Genomic DNA, 26,602 nt, shown 5'->3' on the forward strand with positions numbered 1-26,602 from the left:
CCAGCCTACATGCTGCCGAACACTGCTCGGACAACGCTTCGAACCAAGGATTCAGCCCCGGGACCAGCCACTTCGCGGCGGCTCTTGCGAGCTTCGCAGTGGTGTCTGTGCCTCCCTGTCGGGCTGACTTCGAGAACATTACCCCCCGTCCGGGCTCAGCACAAACCGCTGTCCGGTGACTGCGGTCACGTCCCCGCGCTGCGGTCGATGTCCGACGTGAATCGACGCTTGCTCCCCGGCCCGAGGTCCGACGGTCGCACCACGGAGACCGCAGTGACGGGTTGTCCGACGAGTCGTCCCAGGGCGTCCGTCGCGCGGCCCTCGAGGCCCCGACCTGCCCCGTCAGCGACGAGCGCGGTGAGGTGAATCGACCCGTCAGTTCTCTGGTGGAGGTGCCACGCGGCGACACCGTACGCCTGGAGCACCTGTGTCGCGTCGATCGAGGGCACCCAGGATCCCGCGCCCGTGAGGAACCTGACGGGCGACCGGCCCTCGAGGCCGAGGAGCGTCGTCCGCCACGTGCCGTCCGTCTCCCGGTCGCGGCGCAGCGCCGCCGTGTCCCCCGTGCGGTAGCGCACGAGCGGGAGGTACGGGTTGTCGTCGACCGTCACGGTGACCTCGCCGATCTCGCCGTCCGGGACAGGACTCCCGCCGGCGTCGAGGATCTCGACGTGGACGCGTCGCGGGAGCACGACGTGCTCGCTCACCGGCCGGTCTCCGACGAGGTCCGCAGCGATGAGTCCCGCCTCGCGCGACCCGTACACGTCGACGACCGGGACGCCCCACGTCGCGTGGACCCGCTGACGCGCGGCGGGTGTCAGATGGGTCGCGCCCGAGAAGAGCACGAGAGGGGACAGGTCCAGGCCGAGGCCCGCGAGCTCGAGCAGCGCCAGGGGCGACGAGCTGATCACCTGAGGGTTCGACTCCGTGAGGAACGCGGCACGGTGCGCGAGCTCCCGCCAGGCGGACGGGTGCAGGTTGACGCGAGCCATCGGCGCCTCCCCGCCCGACAGCGCGGTGAGCATCGAGACGTACGTGAACGCAGCACGCTGGTCGACGACGTTCGCGAGCGCCATCCGCGTCGGGTCTGGCTCCCACAGCACACCGGCGCGCGCCGCGAGGTGCTGGAAGAGCACCACCTCGGTCGCTGTCGAGACAGGGTGGAGCGGCACCACGACCGCCGCACCGGTGCTCCCCGAGCTGGATCCCTCGAGCACCCGGTCGAGCGGCACGTCGACGGGGACGAAGGCGGAGAGCGATCGCGTGAGGTCGTCGCGCGACACCGGCGCGAACTCCTCGAGGCGCCGTGGTCGACGACCCTCCAGACGGGCGATCGCCCGGTACCGCGGGACGGCCGTCTGGACGCGGTCGAGGAACGGTGCGAGCCACGCCGGCTCGTGGCTCTCAGCGGACCGCGAGAGGTAGGCACCGGTCTCGAGGTCCGCCTCGATGCTCCGGAGACGCTCGTGGTCCGCCGGGACGAGCCGGTCCCCGCACTCGTGGACCCATCGCGGTGCGCTGGGGCTCCGGCGCACCGACTCCAGACGGTCGAAGCCCCTGTCCGAGAGGGAGGGCCAGCGCTCCGAGTCCGTGAGTGCGACTGCGGCGCCCGCCGCGTACTCCGCGAGCGCCGCGTCCGGCACGCCTGGCGGCAGAGCTGGGGCGTCGGGCGAGATGTGCTCAGACATTGCTCACCTGGGCCGCGGCCTCTTTCGCGCGCCTCTCGGCGAGCTGCCGGGCGAGGATCTCCGAGCGGCGGGCCTCCTCGGCGAGCTCGGCCATGACGTGCCGCTGGACGGCGGTGCTCACCGTCTGCCAGCGTGCGTCGGCGCTCTGCGCCGTCTCGTACGCCGGGTGGAGTCCACCGGCCCGCAGGATCGCACGTGCCGCCTCCTCGCGCGTGGCGTTCGTCGTCGGCCACTGCGCTGGATCGAGGGCCGGAGCGAGCGCGACGCCGATCGTGTAGAGCGTCGAGAGAACCCAGTCCGCCCGCCCGTACGGTGCTGCGTCGAGGTGCGCGAGGTTGGCCGTCGCGTGCACCGACGGGTCGAGGAGCACCCAGGTGGTGAGCAGGGCAGAGCGTGCGCGCAGGTCCGAGACCGGCCCGTCCGGTCCGACGACCACGGAGCGGAGCGTCGCGAGGAACGCCGCACCCTGACGGGCGGAGGGAGCGATCGCCGCGAGAGCGTCGGCCACCACCGCGCCGACGTCGACGGCAGCGCTCCCGGGACCGTGCTGTGCCCGTCCCTCACCGCGGCGTCCCTGACCCGCGGGCCCGTCGACCACCCTCCACAGCGCCGCGCCCGGAGCGAGCACGCAGTCCGGCGGCGCCTGGGCGATGCGCTGCATGACCGACGCGAGCGGGGGTCCGACGACAGTCTCGCGGCGTCGGTCGAGGAGACCGTCCGGTGGGGTGGCGGTCATCGTCTCGTCTCCTGTCCTCGTGCGTGCTCCTGCCCCCAGAGCCTGCGGGCGAAGTCGCGGGCGAACGTCACCATGCTCTCGGTGTCGGTCACCCCGTACACGTCGTACCCGGGCGCCATGGCGACGAACCGCCCGACGTCGTGCGTCGCGAGGACGAGCGTGCCGCCACCGCCCGCGGCCCGGACGGCCCGCGCAGCCACCGTGTCCTGCGGGTCGAACCCCTCGGGGAGCCGCCAGGCGCCGTCCGTGAACATCGTCGTCACGCCGTCGTCGGAGATCACGGCGATGTGGCGCGTGCGGCGGCCTGCGCCGACCGGCCCCCGGCCGGTCCGGTCACCCAGGTGCGTGTCCGCGAGGAGGTGGACGGGGAAGGACGTGCCACCACCGAAGTGCGCGACGATCGCGCGCAGCACCGCGTCCGAGTCCCGTGTGAAGCCGCCGGTCCCAGCGATCTGTCGTGCACCGCTCCACGTCGTGGCCTGCACACGCGCCCCGGAGCGCAGCGCCGAGAGAGCGAGGATCGCTCCCGCGAGCGCGATCGGAGCGCCGGAGGCTGCCGGGTCCGGCATCGAGCCCGAGGAGTCGAGATAGAGGTCCAGGTCGACCGGGAGGCGTTCGGGGTCGCTCCCGTCGTCCGCGTCGTAGTGCCGCTGGACCGTGGTGACTCCGGGCAGGACGACCGTGGAGGCGAGCATCGTCGCGGTCCAGTCGACGTCGGCGAGGTCGTCGCCCACGTCCCAGAGGTCGTGGCCGGCGAGGAGCGGCTCCTGCATGCGCCGCTCGGTGCGCACCGGGAACGGCACGAGGTGCTTGCGTGCGTGCTCGCGGTACCACTGGGCCGCGGCCTCGCGCGGGTCGGTCGTGGTGCCGAGCGACCGCAGGACGGCCGCATAGTCGGCCGGGGACAGGGTGTTGCCGGCCGACCGGTGCGACGAGACGGCGTCGCCGGCCCCGTCGCCGGTCGTGTCGCCGGCTGCGTCTGACGGCGTACCTGCCATCGCACCGACGACCCGGCGGTCGAGAGCCGGGTGGACTGGAGCCCGTGTCACCGACGGGTCGTCGGCCAGGCCGGGGACCAGGGTGCCCGGCGCCTCGTGCTGCTCGCACCAGCGACCGGCACCGCCCGGCGGCTCCGCACGCTCGAGGAACGGTCGCAGGACCATGGCGAAGCCGCCGACGCCGCCGACCGGGTCGTCGGCGTACGTCCGCACGAGGCGCGCGAGCAGACCAGCCTCGGCGTCGTGGTGGGGCCCGGGCCCTGCGAGCGAGCCCTCGGGCAACGACCAGAGGATCTCGTCCGTGCGCAGGACGAGCCGCATGACCTGGTCGTCCTGCGCGGGTGGCCCGAGCGTGCGCCACACGGCCGCCAGATCGACTCCGGCACGGACCTGGAGGCGGTCGTTGACGAGCAGGTCGCTCCAGAGGTTGGACACGAGCGCGACGTGCTCGTCGTGGTCGATGAGCCCGAGGCGGGCCTGCCCCGCGAGGCGACCGGCCGTGAGCAGGTCGCCCGGCGAGCAGACGTGATGCCCGACCTCGTGCGCGAGGACCGCGACCGCGTGGTCCTCGAGCCCGCGCGCGGCGACGTCCGCGAGGTCGATGTTCACCTCGACGTCACCGAGGCTGAACCAGGCGAAGCTGCCGACCCCGGAGGGGCCGCTCTCGGGGCCGCGCAGCTGCGGGGCGTGCAACCGTGTGAACGGTCCCCATGCCCGCAGGGCGTCGGGCCACCGCTCCTGCCAGCGGACGCGGAGCTCGTCGAGGTCCGTCGGCCGCCGGCCAGACGGGCGCTGCGCCGTCACCGGTACCCTCCTCCGACAGGCACGGGTTCCCGGGCGGTGGCCGGGAGGAGCACGAGGTCGAGCCGGCACGAGGTCTCCCGGGAGACGAGCACCGGACGCGCGCCCGACGCCCCGGCTCCTGCCGCGGCCGGTGCCGCCCCCGTCACCTCGTCCTCCCACGCGACGTGCGCCCGGACGTCCCGGACGAGATCGGCCGACGGCGCGACGGTGGCGGACGGCAGCGCACCCGACGGCTCCCGCAGGACGACATGCCCGTGCACGTCCGCGACCACCACCCACGGGATCCCGTCGGCGAGCACGCGCCACGTCGGGGTCGACGAGGTCATGGCCTCGATGACGACCGGGACGCCGGTCCACGGTCCGCCGAAGGCGCGGTACCCGCCGTACGTGGCGACCGTCCCGCGACCGGCCGCACCAGGCCACGAGAAGGGATCGGCCGCGTTGTCCGCGAGCGCGTCGCGGGGAGAGTCGTCGGAGTCGTCGAGACCGAGGAGGACGCGCAGCGCGTCGGGAGCGTGAAGGTCGTCGGCCTCGACGAGCGTGGCAGCAGCCGAGAGCGCCGAGCGGCGGACCCGGACGAGGCCGGAGCGCCACGCGGCGACCGCTGCGGCCGCGCGCAGAGCGGCGTCGTCGGACAGGTGGGCGTCGGCGGCAGCGAGCCGTGCACCCCAGGCACCCAGGTCGGTCTCGCGCGCGATCCGGCCGGCGCCGAGCACGACGACCTCGATCGTCGTGCGCGGCGAGCGCCCCACGGCCCGCGGCAGGCCTGGGAGGACGGAGAGCACCGCCCACCGCTCGGCCGAGCGGTCGTGCCATGCCTTGCGGACGACGAGGTCGCACACGAGCTCGGTCAGCGACCTGCAGACGACCTCCGCCCGCGGCGGGTCGAGGACGGCGAGGAGGGCCTCGACCGGCGGACCGAGCTCCCGCATCGCGGTGCGCAGCACGTCGGCCGACGCCCCGGCGGCCCGGGCCGTCGCGAGGACCTGGTTCAGCGTGCCGCGCTGAGCCGCGAGCTGAGCCTCCCAGGCCGGGAAGCTCGCCGCGACGGGTGCGGTCGTCACCGTTGCCACCGCAGCCACGACAGGTAGTTCGTGTACCGCTGGTGGGCGTACTTGAGCACGAGCGCGTCGTCGTAGACGTGGCCGTGGAGCTTGCGACCGTCCTCCCAGCCGTCGAGGATCTTCTCGATCTCGGCCAGTCGGGACAGCACCTCCGGCTCGCTCAACGCGTCGAGCCCCGCAGACACCTGTGCGAGGACGTCGCCGACCGGGTCGGCGGCGTCGAGCCCGTACGCGTCGTACTGCTGGCACGCCTGGTCGAACATGTCGCGGATCCACGAGACGCGGTCGGAGCGCAGCGCCTCACGGGCCGGGTCGTCGAACACCGGGGACTGCTGGTCCGGCACGAGCTTGTCGTGCAGGACGAACGGCAGGACCGCGCGCAGGTCGTCGAGGCCCACCGTCGTGCGCCCCCGGAAGTACGCCATCGCCTTCGCGTACGCGACGAGGGACTGCAGCGCACGGACGGAGAGCCCGTTGAGCGTCTGCGACCCGATGTCGCTCAGCCGGTCCCGGCCCGAGTCCGCCGCGGCAAGGACATGGGGGTCGATCCCCGCGAGGCGCGCCGTGTCCTTGGTGCGGTACTCGAACTGCCACGCCGAGCCCTCGAGAAGCTCGAGCTGGCTCGCGAAGAACTCGAGCCGTCGGCGCACCGGTGTCCCGATGCGCACCTTCAGCACCTCCCGGTGCAGCCGCTCGTGCTGGGCGTCGTCGAAGACGATCCGCTCCGGGACCGCCTGCTCGGGGCGGATGCCCTGCTCGGCGCGCGTGACGAGGTCGCCGAGGAAACGGTTGTTGAACGGCAGCGCGTGCACGACGACGTCGATGCGGTCCCGCAGCGCCTCCACCACCTGGTAGGTGCCGCCCCCGGCGTCGTCGTTCGCCGTGAGGTACCACGCCGACTCACCCGTCTCGTAGAACTGGTCGAACACCTCGACGTAGCCGTCCGCGAGCACCGTGAGGAGCGCCGACTGCGTCCGCGTCGGGATGCGGTTGTACTCGTCGATGATCTTCACGCGCATGCCCAGCCACGACCGCCACGCAACGTCGACCTCCGCGAGAGAGTCCGCCTGCACGAGGTCCTTCGGCAACGGCGTACCGAAGAGGTCCGAGACCGTCAGCTGCGGATGGCCGTGCTGCATCGCCCGGCGGACGTCTCGCACCGGGTATCCCGCCAGCACTCCCATGAGCAGCGCGCTCGCCGTCTTGCCCCGCCCCGGGCCGCCGATGAGCAAGCACCGGCCCCGCACAGCGAACGTCAGCAGCGGGAGCAGGACGAAGCTCGAGTACGACTGCTCCGACGGCAGGGTGAGCCGTGCGCGGGAGTCACCGAGGAGATAGCTCGTCTCCGGCGTCCCCGGGCCGGCCGAGAACTCCACGTCGTAGTGCGGCGAGATGATCGCGTGGTTGACCACCCAGAAGTACGCCTGGCGGAGCTTCTCCGACAGGTCCTCCCCCTGAGGTTCGCCGGCGCCCGCCCCGGCACCACCGAAGAGGTCCGCGACGTCGAGGTCGAACGCCCCGCCCGCGCTCGTACCACCCTCCGGACCGGCCCCCGGCGCTCCTGCACGGGGGTGAGCCAGAGTCGGCGCGTCGGACACATGACCCAGGGGCGAGCGTCCCACCTGCGACGGGACCTCGATGCTCTCGTTCACGCCGCGAGTCTCCCACGTCAGGGTGCCCGGCACCCGAGATTCAGGGGCACGTCAGGGATGTCCCCTATCGACCGCCCGGCCGTACGGTGGCCATGATGAAGCCCGGACGCACCAGCGTCGTGCCCAGCACCCATCGTCTCGACACTCACAACCGGAGCAACCGTGTCCACTGCCCCCAGCCCCTCCCGCCCCGACGCAGCGGGCGCCATCGCCACCGCGCGCGGGCTCGTCAAGACGTACGGCAAGGGTCCCACCGCCGTCCACGCGCTCGCCGGCGTCGACGTCGACTTCGCCCGCGGCCAGTTCACCGCGATCATGGGCCCGTCCGGCTCCGGCAAGTCCACCCTCATGCACTGCATGGCCGGCCTCGACACCCCGACGTCCGGCACGGTCGTCGTCGACGGCCTCACCGTGAGCAGCATGAACCAGCGGAGCCTCACCAAGCTGCGCCGCACCCAGCTCGGGTTCATCTTCCAGTCGTTCAACCTCGTGCCGACGCTCACGGCGGCCGAGAACATCACCCTCCCGCTCGACATCGCCCGCAAGCCCGTCGACACGGCGCACTTCGACGCCGTCGTCGCGGCCGTCGGGCTCGCGGACCGCCTCAAGCACCGGCCCTCCGAGCTGTCCGGCGGCCAGCAGCAGCGCGTCGCGTGCGCCCGCGCGCTCGTGTCCAAGCCCTCGATCGTCTTCGCCGACGAGCCGACCGGGAACCTCGACTCCGTCTCGTCCCGCGAGGTGCTGACCTTCCTGCGCTCGTCCGTCGACGACCTCGGCCAGAGCGTCGTCATGGTCACGCACGACCCCGTCTCGGCCTCGTACGCCCACCGCGTGCTCTTCCTCGCCGACGGCGCCATCGTCGCGGAGATCACCGAGCCCACCCCGGACGCGATCCTCGAGGTCCTCGGCACCCTCAACCGCAAGGTGGCCGTCTGATGCTGCGCGTCGCACTCCGCAACGTCCGCGCACACCTCGTGCGCCTCGGGCTCTCGATCCTCGCGGTCGTGCTCGGCGTCTCCTTCGTCGCCGGCACGTTCGCGCTGCGCGACATGCTCTCCTCGACCTTCAGCGGGATCGTCGACGCGGGCTACGCCGCCGACGCGTACCTGCGCGGCGCCGACGACTCTCCGCAGGCGGGCCAGGACGGCGCGAGCGCCGGTGCGGTCCGCACCCTCATCCCGGCCAACCTCGTCAGCACCGTGGAAGGCGTCGACGGCGTCGAGCACGCGTTCGCGGACTTCACCGGCCCGATCGTGCTCGTCGGCACCGACGGGACGGCCGTCGCGTCGGCCGCCGGCGCACCGAGCTTCGCCGTCGGCTACTACCCCGACGACCCGACGATCAACCTCACAGAGGGCTCGGGGCCGACGAGCGCAACCGAGTTCGCCCTCGAGGTGACGAGCGCAGAGTCGTCCGGCCTGTCGGTCGGTGACACGACGACGCTCATCGTCGGCGGCGAGCTTACCGACGCGACGCTCACCGGGACCGTCGACCTCGGAGCGTCGCTCGCCGGAGCGACCGTCGTCTTCCTCGACGCGGGGACCGCCGAGGAGGTCTACGCCGGAGACGGCCGCGTCCCGACGATCTCCGTGTTCGCGTCCGACGGCGTGGACCCGGCCGACCTCGTCGCCGACATCGACGCGGCGATCACGGGCGTCGCGAACCCGGGCGCGGTCGAGACGCTCACCGGAGAGGCGCTCCGCGAGGAGGCGCGCGCGGACATCGACGGCATGCTCGGCTTCGTCGAGACGTTCCTCCTCATCTTCGCCGGGATCTCGCTGTTCGTCGGCGGCTTCATCATCGCGAACACCTTCGCGATGACCGTGCGCCAGCGCCAGCGCGAGTTCGCGCTCCTGCGCGCGGTCGGTGCCTCACCGCTCCAGGTGTTCGCATCGATCCTCGTCCAGGCTGCCGTGGTCGGCCTCCTCGGCGGTGCCCTGGGCATCGCCGGCGGGCTCGGGCTCGTCACCGGTATCAAGGCGCTCTTCGAGAGCCTGGGGATGGACCTCTCCGGGGAGATCCCCGTGACGACCACCATGGTGGTGCTCTCGCTCCTCGTCGGTCTCGTGGTCAGCGTGGCCTCGGCAGCGCTGCCCGCACGTCGCGCGGCGCTCGTGCCGCCCGTCGAGGCCATGCGCGACGAGTCCCCCGGCCAGGGCAGGTCGCTGCGCATCCGGGGGCTCGTCGGCCTCCTCATCGCCGGCGCTGGGACTGGCGCCGTCGTCGCGGCGGTCCTCCAGGCCGCTGCCGACGAGGACGCCGGAACCGGAACTCTCCTCGGCCTCGGTGCCGTCGGCGTGGTCGTCGGAGCCTTGCTCCTCGCCCCCGTCATGGCTCGAGCCGTGCTCGGTGTCCTCGCTGTCCCGTTCGTCGCGGCGATCCGCCCCCTCGGCAAGCTCGCTCGTGGCAACGTCACCCGCAACCCCCGACGCACCGCGAGCACCGCGAGCGCACTCATGATCGGGATGGCGCTCGTCGGTGCCGCCTCCGTGCTCGCCTCCTCGACGCAGGCGTCGATGCGCACCGTCGTGGAGAACGAGTGGCAGGCCGACCTCATGGTCCAGTCCGCGACCTTCTTCATGCCGGCGGCCTCCATCGACGACATCGGCGGCCTCCCCGAGGTCGAGTCCGCCGACGGGCTCGCCGTCGGCGCGTCGTTCGTCTCCGGGGGCACGACGTCCTCGGGAGACGCCGAGGAGACCATGGCGCTCATCGGGATGCCGGCCGACGCGTTCGGCCGCTCCTGGACGACCGAGGCGATCTCGGGCGACCTCGGCTCGATGCTCGACGGTGCCCTCGTCGTCGACAAGGACTCTGCCGACGCCGAAGGGTGGGCCGTGGGTGACGAGCTGACGCTCACCACCCCGTCCGGGTCCGTCACCGCACCCGTCGGTGCCGTCATCAACTCCGAGGCGCTCAACGCCCCGGTCGTGGTGCCCCTCGAGCTCTTCGAGGAGATCCAGCCGCAGGCCGCCGACCAGGTGCAGATGCTGCTCCTCAAGGGTGCCGACGGCGTGGGCGTCGAGGAGCTGCGGGACGCGGTCACGGCCGCCGCCAAGCCGTACGTGGTGCTCTCGGTCCTCGACGACGAGCAGTTCATCACCCAGCTCGCCGGTCAGGTGACGATGATCCTCAACATCCTCTACGCGCTGCTGGGGCTGTCGATCGTCATCGCCATCCTCGGCATCGTCAACACGCTCGCGCTGTCCGTCATCGAGCGGACCCGGGAGATCGGGCTCATGCGGGCGGTCGGTCTGGGACGTGCTCAGCTCGCTGGGACGATCACGATCGAGTCGGTCCTCACGGCCCTCTTCGGGACCGTCCTGGGGCTCGCGGTGGGTGTGGCTCTCGCCGCAGGGATGCCGACGGTGTTCGCGAGCTCCGGGCTCACCGAGCTCGCGATCCCGTGGGGTGGCCTCGGGACGATGCTCGTCATCGCCGTGGTCGTCGGCGTCCTCGCCGCGGTGTGGCCCGCGGTCCGCGCGGCCCGGCTCCCCGTGCTCGAGGCGGTGACCGTCGACTGAGGCGGCGCCTGGCTGAGGCCGGCACAGCGCAGCACGGCACGTGGCCTCCGGCTAGAGCACGAGCTCCGGCTGGAGGCCACGTGCCGTGAAGACCTGCTTGCGCCGCGCGGCCGCGACCGTCAGGGTGAGCGCCCCGACGAGCACGAGCGCGAGCACCGCGGCGTCGCCGGCGACCTGACCGAGGTTCCCGCCGTAGAGCAGGTGCCGCAGACCGTCGACGCCGTAGCTCATCGGCAGGAACCGGTGCAGCGAGCGCAACGGCTCCGGGATCGTCTGCCACGGGAACGTGCCGCCCGCAGTGACGAGCTGGGTGAGCATGAGCACGAGGCCGACGAACTGCCCCGCCGCACCGAGCCACACGTTGAGCATCTGGAGGATCGCGACGAAGGTGGCCGAGACGAGCACGAGGTAGAGCGCCGTGAACCACGGGTAGGCGGGGTCGATGTCGAGCGCGACCTTCGTCACCGTGAACATGAGAGCCATCTGCGCGACCCCGATGAGCGCGGGCGTCAGCCACCCACCGAGCGCCGTCGACCAGCTCGTCCACCACGACCGCCGGCTCGCCGCGAGCGCTCGCCGCGACAGCGGCCGGACGAGGAGGAACACGACGTAGGCGCCGATCCACGACGCGAGCGACAGGAAGAACGGTGCCAGCCCGGCACCGTAGGTCCCGGCGGCGGAGAGGGCGTCGCTCTCGACGACGACGGGGTTGCCGATGGTGCTGGCTGTCGCGTCCTGCGTCGCCGCGTCGAGCAGCGGGATCTCGTCGACACCGCTCGTGAGGCCGTCGCGGAGGTCGGCACTGCCGTCGCTCAGCTCGGTGGTCCCGGTGGCCAGGCTCCAGGCCCCGGTATCGAGGGTGGTGGCGCCCTCGGAGAGGGACCGGGTGCCGGTCGCGAGGGTGTCCGCGCCGTCGGAGAGCGACGTCGCGCCGGTGGAGAGGGAGTCCGCGCCGTCCGAGAGCGAAGTTGCTCCGGTCGCCACCTGGGTGGCACCGGTCGAGGCGTCGGTGATCCCCTGCGTGACGAGCGGTGCGGCGAGGGCGAGTGCGGCGGCGCCGTCGCTCACCTGCGAGGCGCCCGTCGACAGGGTGGTGAGCGAGGTCGAGGCGGTCGTCAGCGAGGCGGCCGCGTCGGTGATCGGCTGACGTGCGGTGTCGAGCTCGGTGAGGACGGTCGTGATCTCCTCTTCCGTGAGCCCGGCGGTGGTGAGCCGGGCAGCGATGTCGGCGCGGATCGTGTCGAGGTCGTCCACGACCGCCTGCGCGCCCGTGGCGGCGGTCGTGCCGTAGGTCGCGAGCGTCGCGACGCCGTCCGCGACGGACTGCGCCCCGTCCGCGAGGGTCTGCGCCTGGGCGGGGAGCGTGGCGGTCGAGGTCGCGAGCGTGGCGAGGCCGGTGCTGAGGTTGGTGGCGCCGGTCTGGAGCGTGGTCGCTCCGGTGGCGAGCGTGCTGGCGCCCGACTCCAGGGTGCCGGCACCGGTCGCGAGCGTGCTCGCGCCGGTCGCGGCGGTGCCGGCACCGGTCGCGAGGTCGTCGGCGCCGGTCGCGAGCGTGCCTGCACCCGTGGCCGCGTCCGACGCTCCGTCCGCGAGCGTCGTCGCACCCGTGGCCGCGTCGGAGAGGTTCGTGCGGACGTCGGCGAACCCGCTGAGGAACTGTGCAGCGGCCTCGGTGCCGACCTCGCTCGCGATCGAGTCGCGCACCTCGCCGACGATCTGGTCGGCGATGGTGCGCGCGAGGTAGTTGTTCGCGTCGTCGGTGACGAGCCGCAGGCTCGCCTGACGGGGCGCGAACTGCCCGGAGGACTCGAGGTCGGCGCTGAAGGTCGGGCCGATGACGAGGGCCGCGTCGTACACGCCGGACCGGACGCCCGCCTCCGCGGCCGCCTCGTCGGTCTCGACCCAGCCGAAGCCGCCGTCGTCCAGGAGGCTCTGCGCGACAGCGCGCCCCTTGTCCCCCTCGTCCTGCACCACGACGGCCGCCGGGACCTCGCCGAGGCGCGCGTACGGATCGGCGTTGACGTAGAGGTAGAGGCCCGCATAGAGGGTGGGGATGAGCGCGAGCGCCACGATCGCGAGGCGGGGCAGGAGCCCGGCGCTCAGGCGTCGGAGCTCGGACAGGCTGAGGCGGAGCGCGGTCACAGGAGGATCTCCGATGCGTCGTCGAGGAGGTCGGCCGCGCGCAGGATCTGCGCGGAGGCCGCGGTGCACTGGACGAGCACGCCGTAGCCCCGGGCCGCGTAGGTAGCCGCGAGCGCCCACCACTCCTCGGCTGCTCCGCCGTGCCGGTCCGGGAGCGTGAGCACGAGGAAGCGGACGGCGGGGTCCTGCACCGCGAGCGCGGTCAGCAGCGCTGTCCGCGTGATGGCGTCGAGCTGGTCGACACGTGCGCTCCGCACGTGGTCGAGGTCGTGCGCGGCGAGCCACCGGGCGACGGCTCGGGGGGTGGCGCTCCGGCCGGCGAGCGCGAGCGACTCGGCCGCGGTGCCCGCGACCGTGAGTGCCTCGTCCGGCTCGGTGACGCCGGGGACGTCGACCACGGCGCTCCGGGCGCGCAGCCGCGCCGGGTCGGGCATGCCGTTGACGAGCACGTCCCCCGAGTCGGGGACGAGGCGCCCGGTGGCGACGAGGGCGAGCGCGGTGTGACCGTGCCCGGGCTCACCGACGACGAGCATCCGGGAGCCGGCGTGGAGCCGGAGCGAGACGTCGTCGAGCATGAGGTCGCGGCGTCCGTGGGCGCGGACGGCACGGAGGTCGATCCTGTCGGGTCGCTGCGTGGTCGAGCTGGTGATGGGTGTCATGGGTCCTCGTGTTGACTCGTGGTCAATACTCAACCTAGGACGCTGTTGACCGTCGGTCAACATGGTTGGTACAACTGTGAGCATGACCCGCGACACACCGCGCACCCGGCTCGAGCCGGCCGACCGACGCCGCGACCTCCTCCGGACCGCCGACAGCCTCGCCCGCACCGTCGGGCTCGACGGACTCACGGCACAGACGGTCGCCGCGACCGCCCGGGCGTCCAAGGCGCTGATCTTCCACTACTTCGGGTCCGTCGTCGGCCTCCAACGAGCCGTCGCCACCGTCGCCGTGCACGACCTCCTCACCGCAACCCACCCGCCCGACCACCTCGCGCGCACCGACCGACCCCGCGCCCTCCTCGACGCCTTCATCACCGCCGTCACCGCACGCCGAGAGGTGTGGACCGACATCTGGGGCGGCGCCCTGCGTGCGGACCCCGAGACCCAGACGATGCTCGCCGACGCGCGCAGCGAGCTCGTCGACCGGATGGCGAGCGGCGTCGCCGAACGCTCCCCCGGCGACCCGGCAGACGAACAGCCGCGCATCGCCCTCCTGTCCCTCGGCTGGGTGGCGCTCGCCGAGAACGTCACCGCCGCCTGGCTCGCCGGAAGCACCCTCAGCCAGGACGAGCTGCTCGACCTCCTCGTCGGCTCCCTCACCGCGCTGCTCGGCCCTGCCGAGAACGCCCCTGGCACTCCCCGTCCCTAGACGCCCGCTCTGGCCCTGGACGCACGAGAGGCCGGACCCGTCCTCGGGTCCGGCCTCCAGGGAACCGGTCGGCGCTCGCGCACCGATCAGCGTGGGCGCTCAGCTCTCGAGAGCGGCGTCCAGCGTGATCGTCGTCCCTGTGAGCGCCTTCGACACCGGGCACGTAGCCTTCGCGTCGTCCGCCGCCTTGAGGAAGCCGGCCTCGTCGAGACCCTCGACCTCGCCGCGGACCGTGAGCGCGATGCCCGAGATGTGGAACCCGCCGGCAGGGTCCGGTGCGAGCGTCACGTCGGCCGTGACCTCGAGGGCGACCGGGGTGCCGCCCGCCTCACCGATGAGCGCCGAGAGCTGCATCGCGAAGCAGGACGAGTGCGCGGCGGCGATGAGCTCCTCGGGGCTCGTCGTGCCACCCGCCTCGTCCGCAGCACGCTTGGGGAACGAGACGTCGTACGTGCCGACCTTGGAGCTCGTGAGCTCGACCTGACCGCCACCCTCCGTGAGGGTGCCGTTCCATGCGGTTCGCGCGGTGCGGATAGCCATGTGAATCCTCGCTTCGTCGATCGGAGATGACCATCCGACCGTAGTCGCGACGCGCCACGTTGTCGCAGCCGGGACTCTCAGCCGAGACACAGGGTGAACTCCACCACGACACCTCATGACCCCAGACGGTCCGGCCGATAAGCGGCATATGAAGCAACAGTTGCGGGCCCCTGAGGCCGGTCAGCTCGATCGCGCCGCCGCGAAGGCACGCATCGCCGCCTCCCAGGAGGGCCGTGTGGAGCTCCGCGAACCGACGCCTGTCGACCTCGTGTGGATGGAAGAGCTGCGCCTCCACCTGCGCGCCCCGAGCACGGACATCACCGACCTCGCATGCATCTCCGGGCTCTTCGACGAGTACTGCCGCTCCTGGCACGACGCCCCCGAGGGCGAGCGCTGGAACCCCAACCACGTCATCACCGCACTGGGCATCTGCCTCGGCGACATCCTCGTCGCGCAGTCACCCGGATCGCACTGGATGCTCGCGGTCGACACCCGCATCACCACTGTCGCCGTCCGCAACGACCTGTACCGCGGGACGATCTTCCCGGTCGACGCCGTCGCCCGCCGCTGGATCGCGTGCGAGCTCGGCTGGATGGAGTCGTTCATCAACGCCACCCGGGTGGCGCTCCACGAGACGATCTCGCGCGGAACGACGCACGACGCCTGAGCACGCACGACGGCGGAGCACGCACGACGACAGAGCGGGGCCGGGCCCCTCGGCCCGACCCCGCTCTGTCCGTCCTCCGTCCTGATCAGCCTGTCCTGATTAGCCTGTCCTGATCAGCCCAGCGGGCTGAAGTCGAGCTGTCCGTCGGCGATGCCGACGGTGGACCACCGAGCGCCGCTGCCGTCGGTGAACGTGTAGGACGGCAGGAGCACCGATGAACCGTCCGGCTGGTAGAAGATGCTCGTCGTCAGCGCCGCCCCGGTGATCGTCACGTGCGTCACAGGCCACGCGAACGACGCCCCAGGCTGCGGCGTCCCCGGGAGCTCCGGAACCGCCGTCGGGTCAGCGGGGTCCACGGGTGGGGCCGGTTCGGAGGTCGCGATGTCCGATCCGGTGACACGCTCCTCGACTGCCAGACCGGTCTCCGCGCCGGGCACCGGCTCAGGGATGTCCGTCGTGACGCTCGTCTCCTCGCGCGCGTAGGCGATGACGTCACCGCCCGACGCCCCGAAGCGGGGGTCTCCGAGCCGCGCGACGCCCGTCTCGGCACCCACGACGTCATACTCCCCGAGGTCGACGAGCGGGGCCAGCTGGCCGCTGACGGAGTAGATCCCCTCGGTCGTGGCCGAGAGGTCCCAGCGCACACCGGTCCGTTGACCGTCGAGCATCTGGTGCGCGGTCACCGAGCGGGTGCCGGGCGACTGCATCTCGTCGAGCGACTCGATCTCGAAGCCTGCACCGTCGACGCCGAGCGTCGCCATGAGATCGGTGAGGAGCGCTGTGGCGGTCTCGGCGGACGGCGCGTCGGCCGCGGCCCCCTCCTCCGACCACGGGTCGAGCTCAGGGTTCGAGTAGAAGAACGACGACTGGCTGTCCGACGACAGCTCGACCACCGGGCCTGTCCAGTCGACCGAGCCGGCGCGCCACGACCCGTAGCTCAGCTCGGGCGCTCCGGCGACGCCGAGCGCGGCCGCCAGCCGGGCGAGGGTCGCGTCCGAGAAGGACGACGTCGGGTCGAACGCCCAGGCATGGGCGCGGGTGGGGACGTCGTCGAGACCCACCGACCCGAAGGTCGTCCGGCTGCCCCAGCCCGGCGCGATCATCGTGTCGGCCGCGACGGAGGCTCCCTCGGGGCCTGCGGCACGACCGTCCGCGGTCCCGCTCCCCCCGAGCGCAGGGCTCAGGCCCCGGGTGTCCTGCTCGGTCGACCCGGCGACCGGCGTCGGGGCATCACCCCGGTCCCCCAGCGCGTATCCACCGAGACCGACCGCAAGGACACCCGCCGAGACCGCCGCGAGCTGGAACCACCGCGCGCTGCGTCGCGTGCGCACAGCCGCGAGGTCGACGACGACGGGAGACTCCGCGTCGACGACGACGGCGACCGTCTCGGCACCGACCGCGGCATCGACCTTCGACCGCAGGCCGGCGAGGTCCGGCGTCGCCGCCGCAGCAGGGTCTGCCGCGCGCAGACGCTCGAACGCCGCGTCGGAGAGGTGCTCGTCACGGGCGTCCGCGCCGTCGGTGCTCTTCATCATGTCCTCCTGCTGAGGGTCAGAGTGCGGAGGGATCCTCGTCCGGACCCTCTATCCCGTCTGTGTCGTGGGGTCCGGCGACCTTGCGCCCGGCGGAGCAACGGCCTCGCGACCCGAGTCGGCGCCGGCCGCCTGCCACGCCTCGCGGAGCCGGGCACGGGCACGGGAGAGCGCCGCGTCGGCCCCACCGCGCGAGACCCCCAGGGCCGCCGCCAGCGCCTCGCCGCGCAACCCCTCCCACGCCGCGAGGAGGAGCACCTCCCGGTCGCGGGCACCGAGCGTCGCGAACGCCGTTCTCACCTCGAGGTCCGCGAGGACGACGGCTTCCACCGAGGTCGGGTCAGCCTCGTCCGGGAGCGTGTCGACCGGGGTAGGACGCCTCTTGCGGTGATGGTTCGCCACGAGGAACCCCGCCGTCCGGTACAGCCACGGCAGCTCGTGCCCCTCCGGGACGTCCTGGCGCCTGCGCCACGCGACGGCGAAGGTCTCAGCGGTGAGGTCGTCCGCCTCGTCGCGTCCCGCACGACGCGCCACGAACCGGTAGACGGTCGTGGCGTGGGCACGGAAGAGGTCGTCGAACCAGGGCGCGGCCCGGTCCGGCCCGGTCGCGGCGAGCTGTGTCACGTCGATCTCCAGAGGTCGTGGCCTGTTCGTCCTACCCGCATGTGTCGTGGCAGCGCGCGATCTTGCACGCTCCGCAGGTGACGATCAGATCACAGCTCGTGGCCGCGGGTCGCGGGCCAGGTCACGCTCCGAGGTTGGCTAGCCTGGGAGCGTCCGATCCCAGGGAAGGCCACTCCATCACCACGCAGGCACGCACCTACGGAGCCGGCGGGCTCCTGCTCGTGGCAGTCCTCGTCTACGCGCTCAACCTCCGTGGTCCGTTCGTGGCCCTCGCCCCCGTCGTCGAGACGATCGCCGACGGGCTGGGCGTCAGCCAGGAGACGGTCGGGCTGCTCACGGGCATCCCCGTGCTGTGCTTCGCCCTCGCCGCCCCGCTCGCGTCCCTGCTCATCGCTCGGGCCGGTCTCGAGCGTGCCGTCGCGATCTCGCTCCTCGTCGTGTTCTCGGGGACCGTCCTGCGCTCTTCGGGCGGGATCGAGACGGCTGTCGCCGGCACCGTCCTCATCGGGCTGGGCATCACCGTCGGCAACGTCGCCGTGCCGGTCATCATCAGCCGTGACTTCGCGCACCGCGCCGGCACCGTCACCGGCATGTACACGGCGGCGCTCAACCTCGGCTCCGTGCTCACGACGCTGCTCACCGCGCCGCTCGCGGCGCTCGTCGGGTGGCGCTGGGCTCTCGCCGCGTGGGCGCTGCTCATGGTGGTCGCGGGAATCCTGTGGCGCAGGGCGACCGCCGGGCGGGTGTCAGCGCCCGTGGTGCTCGTGACGGAGTCGACCGGCGGGCCGGTCTGGCGCCGTCCGATCGCGTGGTGCCTCACCCTCACGTTCGGTGGTCAGGCGTTCTCCTACTATGCCGTCACGACGTGGCTGCCGAAGATCCTCAGCGACCTCGACGGGCTGAGCACGGAAGGTGCGGGCGGCGGAGCGTCGCTCTTCCAGCTCGCCGGGATCCTCGGGGGGATCGGTGTCCCTGCCCTCGTCGCACAGAAGATCCCGCTGCGCACCGTGTTCGCGGGGATGAGCGTCCTGTGGCTGGCCCTGCCCGTCGGCCTCCTCGCGGCTCCCGGGCTGTGGCCTCTGTGGGCGTTCTGCGCCGGGGTCTCCCAGGGCGGGAACTTCACTGTGATCTTCACGCTCGTGGTCCACCACTCCCGGAGCCAGGGCGACGCCCGACGCCTGTCGGCGATGGTGCAGACCCTCGGCTACGGTGCCGCGGCCGTGGGACCGTTCGCCCTCGGCTCCGTCCACGCCGCCGTCGGGGGGTGGACCGTCCCGCTGCTCGTGGTGCTCGGCGCGCTCGTCCTCATGACCGCCGCCGGGCTGGTCGCCGCGTCGATCCGACCTGCACGCCCCTCGGGCAACGCTGCCGGGGCTGTCGACGGTGGCCCGGCTTCTTGAGCCACGTCGTCAGCGACGCCTCACGTCTCCTGGCTGGTCAGATCGACTGCGTCGATCACAGCGTCGGTCAGAGGGGGTTGACGCCCAGGACCGTGATCTTGCCGAACTTCACTCCGCTGCCGTTCTTCATGACTGCTTCGAGAGCGCTGACGAACCCTTCGAGCTCTTCCTTGCTCGGGTCCAGCGCCTCGACGTTCATGCGGACGACGACGGCGGTCTCGTCCTTCGTGCCCTTGCGGTTGGCGTCGACGTAGCGCACGTCGGGGCCGAGGCCCGTGTTGGCCTTGAGCTTGAGGCGGTTGAGGACGCGTTGCACATCTTCCTCGGTCGTCGGAATATGGAGGCTCACTGTCGATTGCATAGTGTCGAACTTACCGTCAATCGCACGGCACGACCGCCAGACGGCCGGTTTTTTCCGCTCTCAGGCCACACACACGGTGCACTCTGCACCGTTTGTCACGGTATCTGCTGGGAGCCGGCTGTGAGCTCACCGACCCACGGTACGTCGCCGCCGCGATTACCGTCGGGGTCCGTGAGCACCTGCGGCAACTCCGTGCGCCCAGAGCACCAGAGGGACCTGGAGCGGCAGCCGGCCCCACGCGACGAGGGGGTTCCGCGCCAGGTGCCGCGCCCCGCGACGGGACTTCAGCGCCATGGTCACGTTGCCGGGGAACACGGCGACGAAGAGACCAGCGGCGGCCAGCGCACCCACCCGACGAGTCGCCGGGACGGCCACCGCGACCCCGCACGCGACCTCAGCGACCCCGCTGCCGAGCACCCACGCCCGCGCGTCCCCGAGCCGCTCGGGGACGAGGTCCTCGAAGGTCCGCGGCACCACGAGGTGCAGGATGCCGGCCGCCGTCAGCGTGGCGGCCAGGACGAGGGCGGACGGGGTGGCCCCCGACCCGCGAGAGAGTGCTGAGCTCATGCCGCCCCACAGTAGCGGGGCTCCCCGTAGCCTGCCGGGCCGCGCACGATGAGGCGCGTTCCCGGGCTCAGGCGCCGTCGCGCGGAATCGCCGCCCACAGCACCACGTAGGCCAGAACCTGGGGACCTGGGAGGAGGCACGACGCGACGGCAAGGAGCCGGACCGTCGTCGGGGCCATGTCGAAGTGCCGGGCGAGGCCGGCGCACACGCCCGCGATCATCGCGCCGTGGCGGGGACGGGAGAGGGTTCGGGTCGTCGTTTCCATGCCTGCAACGCTACGGAGCAGGACGGTCAGGGACATCGGGGACTCCCCGGAGACCGCCCCTGAGATCACGTCAGGGGCGCTCGGGGTCGACCGTCGCGACCGTCCCCGCGGCACCGCCGCGTCCCCCGTCCTTGACGCCGTAGAGCGCAGAGTCCGCGCGACCGATGAGCGCCTGGAGGCCGACCTCCCCGTCCGTGGTGGTGTGGCCGATGCTCAACGTGACCTCGATCGCGTGCCCCAGCGTCCGCACCGGCTCGGCCGCGACGACCTCGACCATGCGCTCGGCGACAGGCTGAGCCTCGGCGGCCCCCATGCCCGGAAGGAGGACGAGGAGCTCGTCCCCGCCGTAGCGCCCGAGGAGGTCGCCGGCGCGCACCGTCGCACGGCACCTGTCGGCGATCTCCCGGAGGACGGCATCCCCGGCGAGGTGCCCGTAGGAGTCGTTGATCCGCTTGAAGCGGTCGACGTCGATGACCATGAGCGTCGACGGCTGGCCCGCACGCGCGTCGAGCGCCAGACGCTGCTCGGCCAGCTCGAAGAAGTGGCGCCGCGTGAGCAGACCGGTGAGGTCGTCCGTCGTCGCCGCGTGCCGGTACCGCTCGGCGAGCGCGGCATACTCCCCTGCGGAGAAGAGCTGCCGCGCGACCACCGCGATCGTCACGCCGACGCTGCCGAGCAGCAGGCCACCGAGCGGGAACAGCGGCACGTTGAGCGCCGCGTGCGCCACCACGGCATAGGACGCGAGCACCGCGACGTACGGCAGACGAGCCGGCGGCCGGATGTCGGACATCACCGACGCGAGCGGCGACTGCGGGCGACGCGCCTCCCGCAGTGCTGCCCTGCGGTACTGATCTGCACTGACGGCGAAGAGCCCCAGCGCAGCGATCCATGTGAGGTCCACCCAGCGCGTGTCTCCGCCGTGCGCGTCGAGGTAGGCGTAGGCGGTGTCCGAGACGATGAGGCAGACGAGGCCGGCGAGCAGCGCGACCATGGCGCCCCGGTTCGCTGTCGCCGCGCCACGCAGGGCCACCGTGACCAGACCCAGCACGAGGAGCAGGTCACCGACGGGATAGGCGACCGCCAGGACTCCGGCGAGCGAGTCGATCCCCTCCTCGACCGCCGATCCCAGCGAGACCGTCCAGATCACCATGAACCCCGCCCCGACGACCGTCGCAGCGTCGAGCGTGAGGATGAGGCTCGGTCGCCACCCCCAACGACGCTGCGGCAGGAGGAGCAGCCCGACGAACATGAGCGGGTACATGACGCCGTAGCCGAGGTCCGCGACCGAGACGTCCGGCACACCTCCGCGGAGGACCTCGAGGTACGTCCACGCCGTGTCGCCCCACGCCTGGAACACCATGGAGCCCGCGACGAACGACCACGCCACACGGGAGCGTCGCTCGAGCAGCCGGAGGCCGACGACCCGCAGCGCCAGGACGATGCTCGCGACGTTGAGCGGGAGGTACGCGAGGTCCGTCCACACGATCCACGCGTCCTCCGAGAGCGGGAGCCAGAGGTACGACGCGACGTAGAGCACGTAGTAGACGAGGACTGCCGTCGTCGGCCGACCCAGCCGGGCGACGAGCCGGTTCATCGTCGGACGGGACGGCCCCGGCCGAGGTGCGGTGGCGCCGCTCGAGGCGCGACGCAGGGCGTGACCGCGCAGCCTGCCTAGGCGGCCTGAGCGAAGGCCAGACGGGGGTGCATCGAGCATCGTGACGCACTCCCTCCGTGACCCTGGCCTGGGGAGCCCGACCCGGTCTCCACCGCACACGGGCTGTCCGAGGCTCGGTGGCTCGGGGGCGGCACCGTCCTTATCGGTCGACGAGAGCGCATCATGACCCGTCGACCGACGGGAGCGGCCGCCGCCCAGGCACGTCCGCACGGGCTGCCGAACGCCGCACCTCGTCTCGAGGTGAGGTCTTGTCACGGGTCAGGACACGCGCTGCACCCGGCGCGAGCGGGCGACGACACGGGCCCGGTCCCGGGGATGCATGTTCTCCATGCGGCGGATGAGGACCTCCGACGGGACGTCCAGCTCATCGGCGACCGCCGCCGTGTCTCCCCCGTGCGCTGCGATGGCGTCCCCGATCGCGTCGAGGCTCGCGAGGAGTCTCCGGGCCGCGAGCAGGTTCGCCTCCCTTTCCATGCGCCGCGCGAAGTACCCCTCGACGTCACCACGGTGGTCGAGGTCGACGTGCGCCAGCTCGTGTGCAAGCGTCGCCCGCCGCCACGCACGCTCGAGGTCTCGGTCCAGAAGGATCATCTGCTCGCTGCGCACCCAGACCCCACGTGCGGGCGCGAGGGCGGTGTACTCGATATCGATGTCCGGGTGACGCCGTTCCGCGTCACGCCAAGGGCTATAGGTCAGTCGGACTCCCGTGCTCGTCGGATGGCTCGCGCCCGCTCGAGGTAGGTGAGCTTCGCGGCCGTGATCGCTTCCGTGCGCTCCTCGTGCGTCAGGTCGGCATAGGCCGACTCGTCGATGTCGAGGAGGACGCCTGAGACGTCATCGTGCCCGGCTCCACTGACACCACCGGCGCCGGTGGGATACCCACGGGCTGTGTTCTCGATGGTCCCGGGTGCCCAGTCGAGGAACCGCTCGATCTTCGCCAGGGACGCAGGCCGGGGCCAGCGCACGCCGTTGAGGAAGTCGTTGACGGTGCCGGCGTCGAGCTTGGCTTGGCGGGCGAGGTCGGTTGGGCTCACGCCGCGCTTGTTGAGCTCGGCGATGACCGCGCCGCGGGCGGTGTCGGCGTTCGGGAACATGGCGGACCTCTCTTGGACATGATGGCACTTGGAGGGAACTCTATGGCTCCACGTCCTGGACGGCACGAACTCTACCGTATTCCGTCGGCGCGACAGTCCCTTGATCATCCGACTCGATCGATCAAAAGCCGTTCGAAATCCCCAAGAGTTCGACTGCGTTCCTTGACGACTGCGAACGGGCCATGGAAGAGTGCGGAACATGACAGGGAATAAACTGGATGAAGTTGATCTCGCCGCCACAGACTTCCGGCCCGGATCCATCGAGATCCGCTCCGCGATCCGAGAGGCCGTCACCACCGCGGCCGCCCGCAACGGCGGTCTCGTCCACATCGCCGACGTCCGCCCACTCCTTCCGCCGTGGGCCACCGGACCGCAGGTCGGCGCGACCATCTGCCACCTCGCACGCGGCGGCTACCTCGCCCACACCGACCGCTTCCGCCCCAACGGCAACACCCGCACCCGCAACCGCACCCGACCAGCCGAGGTCTACCGACTCGTCCGCCCCCTTCCCGAGGAGAACTGACATGGCACGCCCCACGAAGGACGCCCATTCGTGAGCACCACCGTGCACACGCTCTCCCGCCGCTCGGCCGCCGGCACGTCCCTCCCTCGGTCGAACGCGTGGCGCGACGACGCCATCTGCCGCGGCCTCGACCCCGAGCTCTTCGACGCCGTCAACCGCCACGACGGCGAACGCGCCAAGGCCGTCTGCGCGCGCTGCCCGGTCCGTCGCGAGTGCCTCCTCGACGCGCTCACCGAGGAAGCCACCGACACCTTCGGACCGTGGCTCGTCCGCGGCGGCATGACGAAGACCCAGCGCCGTGACCTGCCAGCCAGCGAGCGCCGCACCCTCGTCGCCGACCTCACCGAGTCCATCCGTGCCTCGCCGCGACCCGGAGACTCCCGATGACGCTCCCTGTCACCCTCGACAACCACCGACCAGCACAAGGGGCATGCCGATGACCTGGCTCAAGCTCGACGACATGTTCGCCTGGCACCGCAAGGTCCGCCGCCTCTCCGACGGCGCGTTCCGCCTCCACGTCACCGCCATGAACATGGCCGCACGCGACGGGCTCGACGGCCACATCAGCCACGAGGACCTTGACGACATGCCTGCCATCAGGTCCGCCGACAAGCGCGCCACCGAGCTCGTCCTGCGCGGGCTCTGGGAGCCCTCCAGCAACGGATGGGTCATCCACGACTTCCTCGAGTACAACCCCTCCAGGGAGCAGGTCCGTGCCCAGCAGCGAGCATCGAGAGAACGCAAGGCGCGGTGGGACGCAAGGCGCCGACACACCACCACGGACGGGCAGCACGAGCCGCACGAGCCGCACGAGCCGCACGACGAGATGGAACGCGTCGGTAACGCCGTTACTCACGCGGCGGCTACGGCGGGAGTAACAGTGACCCGACCCGACCCGACCCGACCCGTACCCGTACTGGTGTCCAGTCCCGTAGTCAGAGCTGACCGCCAAACGTCAAGTCGTCACCCAGGTGACGCCCGCGAGGGCGCGACGATCGACGACCGAGAGATGACGAACCGTGGCTAGCGCCGACGAGATCCAGCGCATCGCCGCAGCCATGAACAGCCTCCGCCCCGACTGGCGCGTCTCGAGCCTCGTCACGTTCCTCACCCGCCACCACGAGGCGCGGGCCTACCGGGACCTCGTGATCGCCGCAGTGGTCGTCGCGTCAGACCCCACGACGAAGACGCCACAGCTGCTCAACGCTCACGGCGCATGGTGGTCCGCATCGCAGACAGTCCAGGGCGGCGCCGGTGTCGAGCCGATCCGTTTCCCGAGGTGCACGGAGCCCGGGCACTCGTCGTACCGGGCGGACAACTGCGGAGCATGCCGTGCGGATCGCGTCGAGGCGACGAGCGTCGCTCGCCAGGCGTCGCAGGAACCGAAGGTGCCGCACCAGCGCGTGAGGGAGATCCTCGCGACCGCCCAGAACAGTCCGGCACGTCACGGGCACCTCGTCCGTCAGCCCGGCCCCGATACCCGCAGAGGTCCGGCAGAGGTCCCGTCCCACCTCCCCTGAAGGTCCGCCGGGACCAGCCCAGGCCCCCTCGCGAGGCTCGACACCATCCCGACGGCGTCTCGACCCACTCCATCCGCGATACCGCCGCCCTCGACGTCGCCATCGCATGCGGCATCGACGAGCGCGCCGTCCGGCGCAGACAGGCCCCCGGGGCACCAGGACGCCCCCCACCGCGCCGGGGACGGGTGGCGGCGGTTGCAAGACCGGTGGGTGAAGCGAGCCGTGTCCGAGGCGTGCCGAGGACGGCCGTCGGAGACGCCGCTGGCCCCCCGCTCGCCGTGTCGGCGAACGAGGGGCCAGCGTCATGCCAGGACTCGTCTGTCAGGCGAATCCGCCGTACGCACGGACGAGCGCGTCGAACGGTCCCTGGTCCATCTCGTCGTGGTCGATCGCGTAGCCGAGGTTTCGGAGCGTCTCCCACTCCCCGGGGGTGAGGACGTGAGCGCCCTTCCCGTTGACCAGCACGATGCCGCCGGCCTTGCTGCGCAGGAGCAGGGCGTGGAGCTGCTTGATCTCGGATCGGACGACCGAGCGAAGTTCGTCGAGGGTAGCGATGATGTCCTCCTGAGGGGGGTTGGGTGTGGGGGTCGGGATGGTGGTGCTGCCGGTGAACTCCCAGTGCCAGGGCTCTGACTTCTGGTACCCGGGGCCGGGCTTTGCCCATGCCGGGTTGATCCACCCGTAGCGGGGCGCGTTGCTGGACATCCAGAGGTACTGGACTGAGGTGAAGCTCGTGTTGATCCCGCCGCCGAGGTCGACTGCGAGGGCCCACCCGTGGTTCGACGTGCCGGGTGTGGCGGCGAGGTTGCCCTTCTGGGCCTTGAGCGCGACCTGCTGGTCGTAGGTGCGGTACGAGTCGGTGATGCTGATGTTCTGACCGAAACGTCCGCGGTAGGCGACGTTCAGGGCTTCGAAGGCTGCCGCGGCGTCGGACCGGAGCATCTCTGTCGAGTCCCAGGACAGTCGGGTGAGGGCGGAGGTCGGGATGCGCCCGTTGCTGTGCCCGCCCCAGGGCCCAGCTGCGGCGGTTGCGACCCTGGCGGTCGCGGTTCTGATCGTCGGTTCCAATTCGCTCCTTGTGTGGAGGTTGGTGCCGGTGCGTTCTCCGGCTTGTGCTAGACGATCATGATCGAACGTGTGTTCGATTTCTACACCCTAGGCCGCCAGCCCTCAGCGCAAGCCGCGCGAAGCCACCGAGCCAGGGCAAGTTGGAACTTCAGGGCCGGTCGACGGCTCACGTGACTTCAGAGGCAGACGTCATCGGAAGAGCGGGGCGTCCTCGCTAGCAGATTCCATCTCAAGTTCCATAAAGTTAGACTTTCCTCATGGGACCAACCACCCGCACCACGAGCCACCGTGACGTCGACACCCGCAACCGCTCCGACGTCCGCGGCGGCTTCGGCCTCCCCTGCTCGAGGAACCGCCGATCGACACCGTGACAGAGGCGATCGACGTCCTCGAGCACCAGACCCGCGCCGCGAAGGAAGGGTGAGCCCATGGAAGGCGGCGACATCGCCACATACATCGTCGGTCCGGTCGTCACGTTCCTTCTCGGAGGTGGTGCCGTGAGCGTGTACAGCGCCCACCGATCCGCGACGTCACAGCTCGCGGGTGACCAGCGCGAAGCCCGGCGAGACACGGTCGCCGACCGGGACGCGTTCATCGTGACGATGCTCTCGGACATGCGAGAGATGCGCGTCGAGATGCGCACTCTCCGTGAGCGGATGGACGACGTCGAAGGCATCTCACGGGGCCGCTCAGACCACATCGACATCCTCGAGGCCCACATCTGGGCAGGGCACGCCCCACCACCACCCGCACGCCCAGAAGGGATCTGACATGGCCTTCGCGAACGGCA

The 26,602-nt window shown here is 71.7% G+C and carries 27 protein-coding genes; 10 read left to right on the top strand and 17 right to left on the bottom strand.

Annotated elements, in window-relative coordinates:
- Nucleotides 1-185: 185 nt before the first annotated feature.
- Genes ABKW26_RS04605 through ABKW26_RS04625 form a run of 5 tightly spaced genes read right to left on the bottom strand, consistent with a single transcriptional unit; the run spans nucleotide 186 to nucleotide 6,942 of the window.
- Nucleotides 186-1,688: an AMP-binding protein gene (locus tag ABKW26_RS04605; RefSeq protein ID WP_348591268.1), complete on the bottom strand. Its 1,503-nt coding sequence runs from the start codon at nucleotides 1,686-1,688 to the stop codon at nucleotides 186-188.
- Entirely contained in the window at nucleotides 1,681-2,424 is a 744-nt protein-coding gene (locus ABKW26_RS04610; RefSeq protein WP_348591270.1) for a hypothetical protein, read from the bottom strand. Before ABKW26_RS04610 ends, ABKW26_RS04605 begins: the two co-directional genes overlap by 8 nt.
- Nucleotides 2,421-4,226 carry a hypothetical protein gene (locus ABKW26_RS04615; protein WP_348591272.1) on the bottom strand — a complete coding sequence of 602 codons (1,806 nt, stop codon included), beginning with the start codon at nucleotides 4,224-4,226 and terminating at the stop codon, nucleotides 2,421-2,423. Before ABKW26_RS04615 ends, ABKW26_RS04610 begins: the two co-directional genes overlap by 4 nt.
- Nucleotides 4,223-5,290, bottom strand: a complete 1,068-nt coding sequence (locus ABKW26_RS04620) for a hypothetical protein (RefSeq protein ID WP_348591274.1) — start codon at nucleotides 5,288-5,290, stop codon at nucleotides 4,223-4,225. Before ABKW26_RS04620 ends, ABKW26_RS04615 begins: the two co-directional genes overlap by 4 nt.
- On the bottom strand, nucleotides 5,287-6,942 hold the full coding sequence (locus ABKW26_RS04625; protein WP_348591276.1) for a MoxR family ATPase: 1,656 nt from the start codon (nucleotides 6,940-6,942) through the stop codon (nucleotides 5,287-5,289). The genes ABKW26_RS04620 and ABKW26_RS04625 overlap by 4 nt, the downstream gene beginning before the upstream one ends.
- Before the next feature lie 162 nt (nucleotides 6,943-7,104).
- Here ABKW26_RS04625 and ABKW26_RS04630 point away from each other — a divergent pair, with 162 nt between their 5' ends.
- Both ABKW26_RS04630 and ABKW26_RS04635 read left to right on the top strand, forming a co-directional pair.
- On the top strand, nucleotides 7,105-7,878 hold the full coding sequence (locus ABKW26_RS04630; RefSeq protein ID WP_348591278.1) for an ABC transporter ATP-binding protein: 774 nt from the start codon (nucleotides 7,105-7,107) through the stop codon (nucleotides 7,876-7,878).
- On the top strand, nucleotides 7,878-10,466 hold the full coding sequence (locus ABKW26_RS04635) for an FtsX-like permease family protein (RefSeq protein ID WP_348591279.1): 2,589 nt from the start codon (nucleotides 7,878-7,880) through the stop codon (nucleotides 10,464-10,466). The genes ABKW26_RS04630 and ABKW26_RS04635 overlap by 1 nt, the downstream gene beginning before the upstream one ends.
- Before the next feature lie 51 nt (nucleotides 10,467-10,517).
- Here the strand turns inward: ABKW26_RS04635 and ABKW26_RS04640 are convergent, their stop codons facing one another.
- Nucleotides 10,518-12,608 carry a YhgE/Pip domain-containing protein gene (locus ABKW26_RS04640; protein WP_348591281.1) on the bottom strand — a complete coding sequence of 697 codons (2,091 nt, stop codon included), beginning with the start codon at nucleotides 12,606-12,608 and terminating at the stop codon, nucleotides 10,518-10,520.
- A complete protein-coding gene (locus ABKW26_RS04645) occupies nucleotides 12,605-13,267 on the bottom strand; it encodes an ATP-binding cassette domain-containing protein (protein WP_348591283.1) in 663 nt (220 codons plus the stop codon). Before ABKW26_RS04645 ends, ABKW26_RS04640 begins: the two co-directional genes overlap by 4 nt.
- Nucleotides 13,268-13,349: 82 nt before the next feature.
- On the opposite strand from ABKW26_RS04645, the gene ABKW26_RS04650 reads away from it, so the two are divergent.
- Nucleotides 13,350-13,976, top strand: a complete 627-nt coding sequence (locus ABKW26_RS04650; RefSeq protein ID WP_348591285.1) for a TetR/AcrR family transcriptional regulator — start codon at nucleotides 13,350-13,352, stop codon at nucleotides 13,974-13,976.
- A gap of 99 nt (nucleotides 13,977-14,075) precedes the next feature.
- Here ABKW26_RS04650 and ABKW26_RS04655 read toward each other — a convergent pair whose 3' ends face one another.
- Nucleotides 14,076-14,516 carry an OsmC family peroxiredoxin gene (locus tag ABKW26_RS04655; protein WP_348591287.1) on the bottom strand — a complete coding sequence of 147 codons (441 nt, stop codon included), beginning with the start codon at nucleotides 14,514-14,516 and terminating at the stop codon, nucleotides 14,076-14,078.
- A gap of 148 nt (nucleotides 14,517-14,664) precedes the next feature.
- On the opposite strand from ABKW26_RS04655, the gene ABKW26_RS04660 reads away from it, so the two are divergent.
- Entirely contained in the window at nucleotides 14,665-15,183 is a 519-nt protein-coding gene (locus ABKW26_RS04660) for a DUF3806 domain-containing protein (RefSeq protein ID WP_348591289.1), read from the top strand.
- A gap of 113 nt (nucleotides 15,184-15,296) precedes the next feature.
- Here ABKW26_RS04660 and ABKW26_RS04665 read toward each other — a convergent pair whose 3' ends face one another.
- Together ABKW26_RS04665 and ABKW26_RS04670 are read right to left on the bottom strand one after the other, a co-directional pair.
- Nucleotides 15,297-16,718: a hypothetical protein gene (locus tag ABKW26_RS04665; RefSeq protein WP_348591291.1), complete on the bottom strand. Its 1,422-nt coding sequence runs from the start codon at nucleotides 16,716-16,718 to the stop codon at nucleotides 15,297-15,299.
- A 48-nt stretch (nucleotides 16,719-16,766) separates the two neighbouring features.
- Nucleotides 16,767-17,339 (bottom strand): sigma-70 family RNA polymerase sigma factor, encoded by a 573-nt coding sequence (locus ABKW26_RS04670; RefSeq protein WP_348591293.1) that lies wholly within the window; start codon nucleotides 17,337-17,339, stop codon nucleotides 16,767-16,769.
- 134 nt (nucleotides 17,340-17,473) lie between these two features.
- Here ABKW26_RS04670 and ABKW26_RS04675 point away from each other — a divergent pair, with 134 nt between their 5' ends.
- A complete protein-coding gene (locus ABKW26_RS04675; RefSeq protein ID WP_348591295.1) occupies nucleotides 17,474-18,739 on the top strand; it encodes an MFS transporter in 1,266 nt (421 codons plus the stop codon).
- Nucleotides 18,740-18,806: 67 nt separating this feature from the next.
- On the opposite strand, the gene ABKW26_RS04680 is transcribed toward ABKW26_RS04675, so the two are convergent.
- The 6 genes from ABKW26_RS04680 to ABKW26_RS04705 all read right to left on the bottom strand — a co-directional run bounded on the left by ABKW26_RS04680 (nucleotide 18,807) and on the right by ABKW26_RS04705 (nucleotide 22,701).
- Nucleotides 18,807-19,088 (bottom strand): hypothetical protein, encoded by a 282-nt coding sequence (locus ABKW26_RS04680; RefSeq protein WP_348591297.1) that lies wholly within the window; start codon nucleotides 19,086-19,088, stop codon nucleotides 18,807-18,809.
- Nucleotides 19,089-19,256: 168 nt separating this feature from the next.
- Nucleotides 19,257-19,667, bottom strand: coding sequence for a hypothetical protein (locus ABKW26_RS04685; RefSeq protein WP_348591299.1), 411 nt, complete (start codon nucleotides 19,665-19,667; stop codon nucleotides 19,257-19,259).
- A 67-nt stretch (nucleotides 19,668-19,734) separates the two neighbouring features.
- Nucleotides 19,735-19,932, bottom strand: coding sequence for a PspC domain-containing protein (locus ABKW26_RS04690; protein WP_348591301.1), 198 nt, complete (start codon nucleotides 19,930-19,932; stop codon nucleotides 19,735-19,737).
- A gap of 70 nt (nucleotides 19,933-20,002) precedes the next feature.
- The gene (locus tag ABKW26_RS04695; RefSeq protein WP_348591303.1) at nucleotides 20,003-21,526 is read right to left on the bottom strand and encodes a GGDEF domain-containing protein; all 1,524 of its coding nucleotides are present in this window, start codon (nucleotides 21,524-21,526) and stop codon (nucleotides 20,003-20,005) included.
- Between the two features lie 339 nt (nucleotides 21,527-21,865).
- Nucleotides 21,866-22,303 (bottom strand): ImmA/IrrE family metallo-endopeptidase, encoded by a 438-nt coding sequence (locus ABKW26_RS04700; protein WP_348591543.1) that lies wholly within the window; start codon nucleotides 22,301-22,303, stop codon nucleotides 21,866-21,868.
- Nucleotides 22,300-22,701 carry a helix-turn-helix transcriptional regulator gene (locus tag ABKW26_RS04705; protein WP_348591305.1) on the bottom strand — a complete coding sequence of 134 codons (402 nt, stop codon included), beginning with the start codon at nucleotides 22,699-22,701 and terminating at the stop codon, nucleotides 22,300-22,302. Before ABKW26_RS04705 ends, ABKW26_RS04700 begins: the two co-directional genes overlap by 4 nt.
- 199 nt (nucleotides 22,702-22,900) lie before the next feature.
- Between ABKW26_RS04705 and ABKW26_RS04710 the strand changes: the two genes are divergently transcribed.
- Genes ABKW26_RS04710 through ABKW26_RS04725 form a run of 4 tightly spaced genes read left to right on the top strand, consistent with a single transcriptional unit; the run spans nucleotide 22,901 to nucleotide 24,744 of the window.
- Nucleotides 22,901-23,224: a hypothetical protein gene (locus ABKW26_RS04710; RefSeq protein WP_348591307.1), complete on the top strand. Its 324-nt coding sequence runs from the start codon at nucleotides 22,901-22,903 to the stop codon at nucleotides 23,222-23,224.
- Between the two features lie 30 nt (nucleotides 23,225-23,254).
- A complete protein-coding gene (locus tag ABKW26_RS04715) occupies nucleotides 23,255-23,611 on the top strand; it encodes a WhiB family transcriptional regulator (protein ID WP_348591309.1) in 357 nt (118 codons plus the stop codon).
- 49 nt (nucleotides 23,612-23,660) lie between these two features.
- Nucleotides 23,661-24,251: a hypothetical protein gene (locus ABKW26_RS04720; protein WP_348591311.1), complete on the top strand. Its 591-nt coding sequence runs from the start codon at nucleotides 23,661-23,663 to the stop codon at nucleotides 24,249-24,251.
- Complete coding sequence (locus tag ABKW26_RS04725) at nucleotides 24,244-24,744, top strand: hypothetical protein (protein WP_348591313.1); 501 nt, start codon at nucleotides 24,244-24,246, stop codon at nucleotides 24,742-24,744. The genes ABKW26_RS04720 and ABKW26_RS04725 overlap by 8 nt, the downstream gene beginning before the upstream one ends.
- A 321-nt stretch (nucleotides 24,745-25,065) precedes the next feature.
- Here ABKW26_RS04725 and ABKW26_RS04730 read toward each other — a convergent pair whose 3' ends face one another.
- A complete protein-coding gene (locus tag ABKW26_RS04730) occupies nucleotides 25,066-25,686 on the bottom strand; it encodes a M15 family metallopeptidase (RefSeq protein ID WP_348591315.1) in 621 nt (206 codons plus the stop codon).
- Nucleotides 25,687-26,240: 554 nt separating this feature from the next.
- Here ABKW26_RS04730 and ABKW26_RS04735 point away from each other — a divergent pair.
- A complete protein-coding gene (locus ABKW26_RS04735; RefSeq protein ID WP_348591317.1) occupies nucleotides 26,241-26,582 on the top strand; it encodes a hypothetical protein in 342 nt (113 codons plus the stop codon).
- Nucleotides 26,583-26,602: the final 20 nt, after the last annotated feature.

This window comes from Sanguibacter sp. 25GB23B1, assembly GCF_040012415.1.
GTDB lineage: Bacteria > Actinomycetota > Actinomycetes > Actinomycetales > Cellulomonadaceae > Sanguibacter.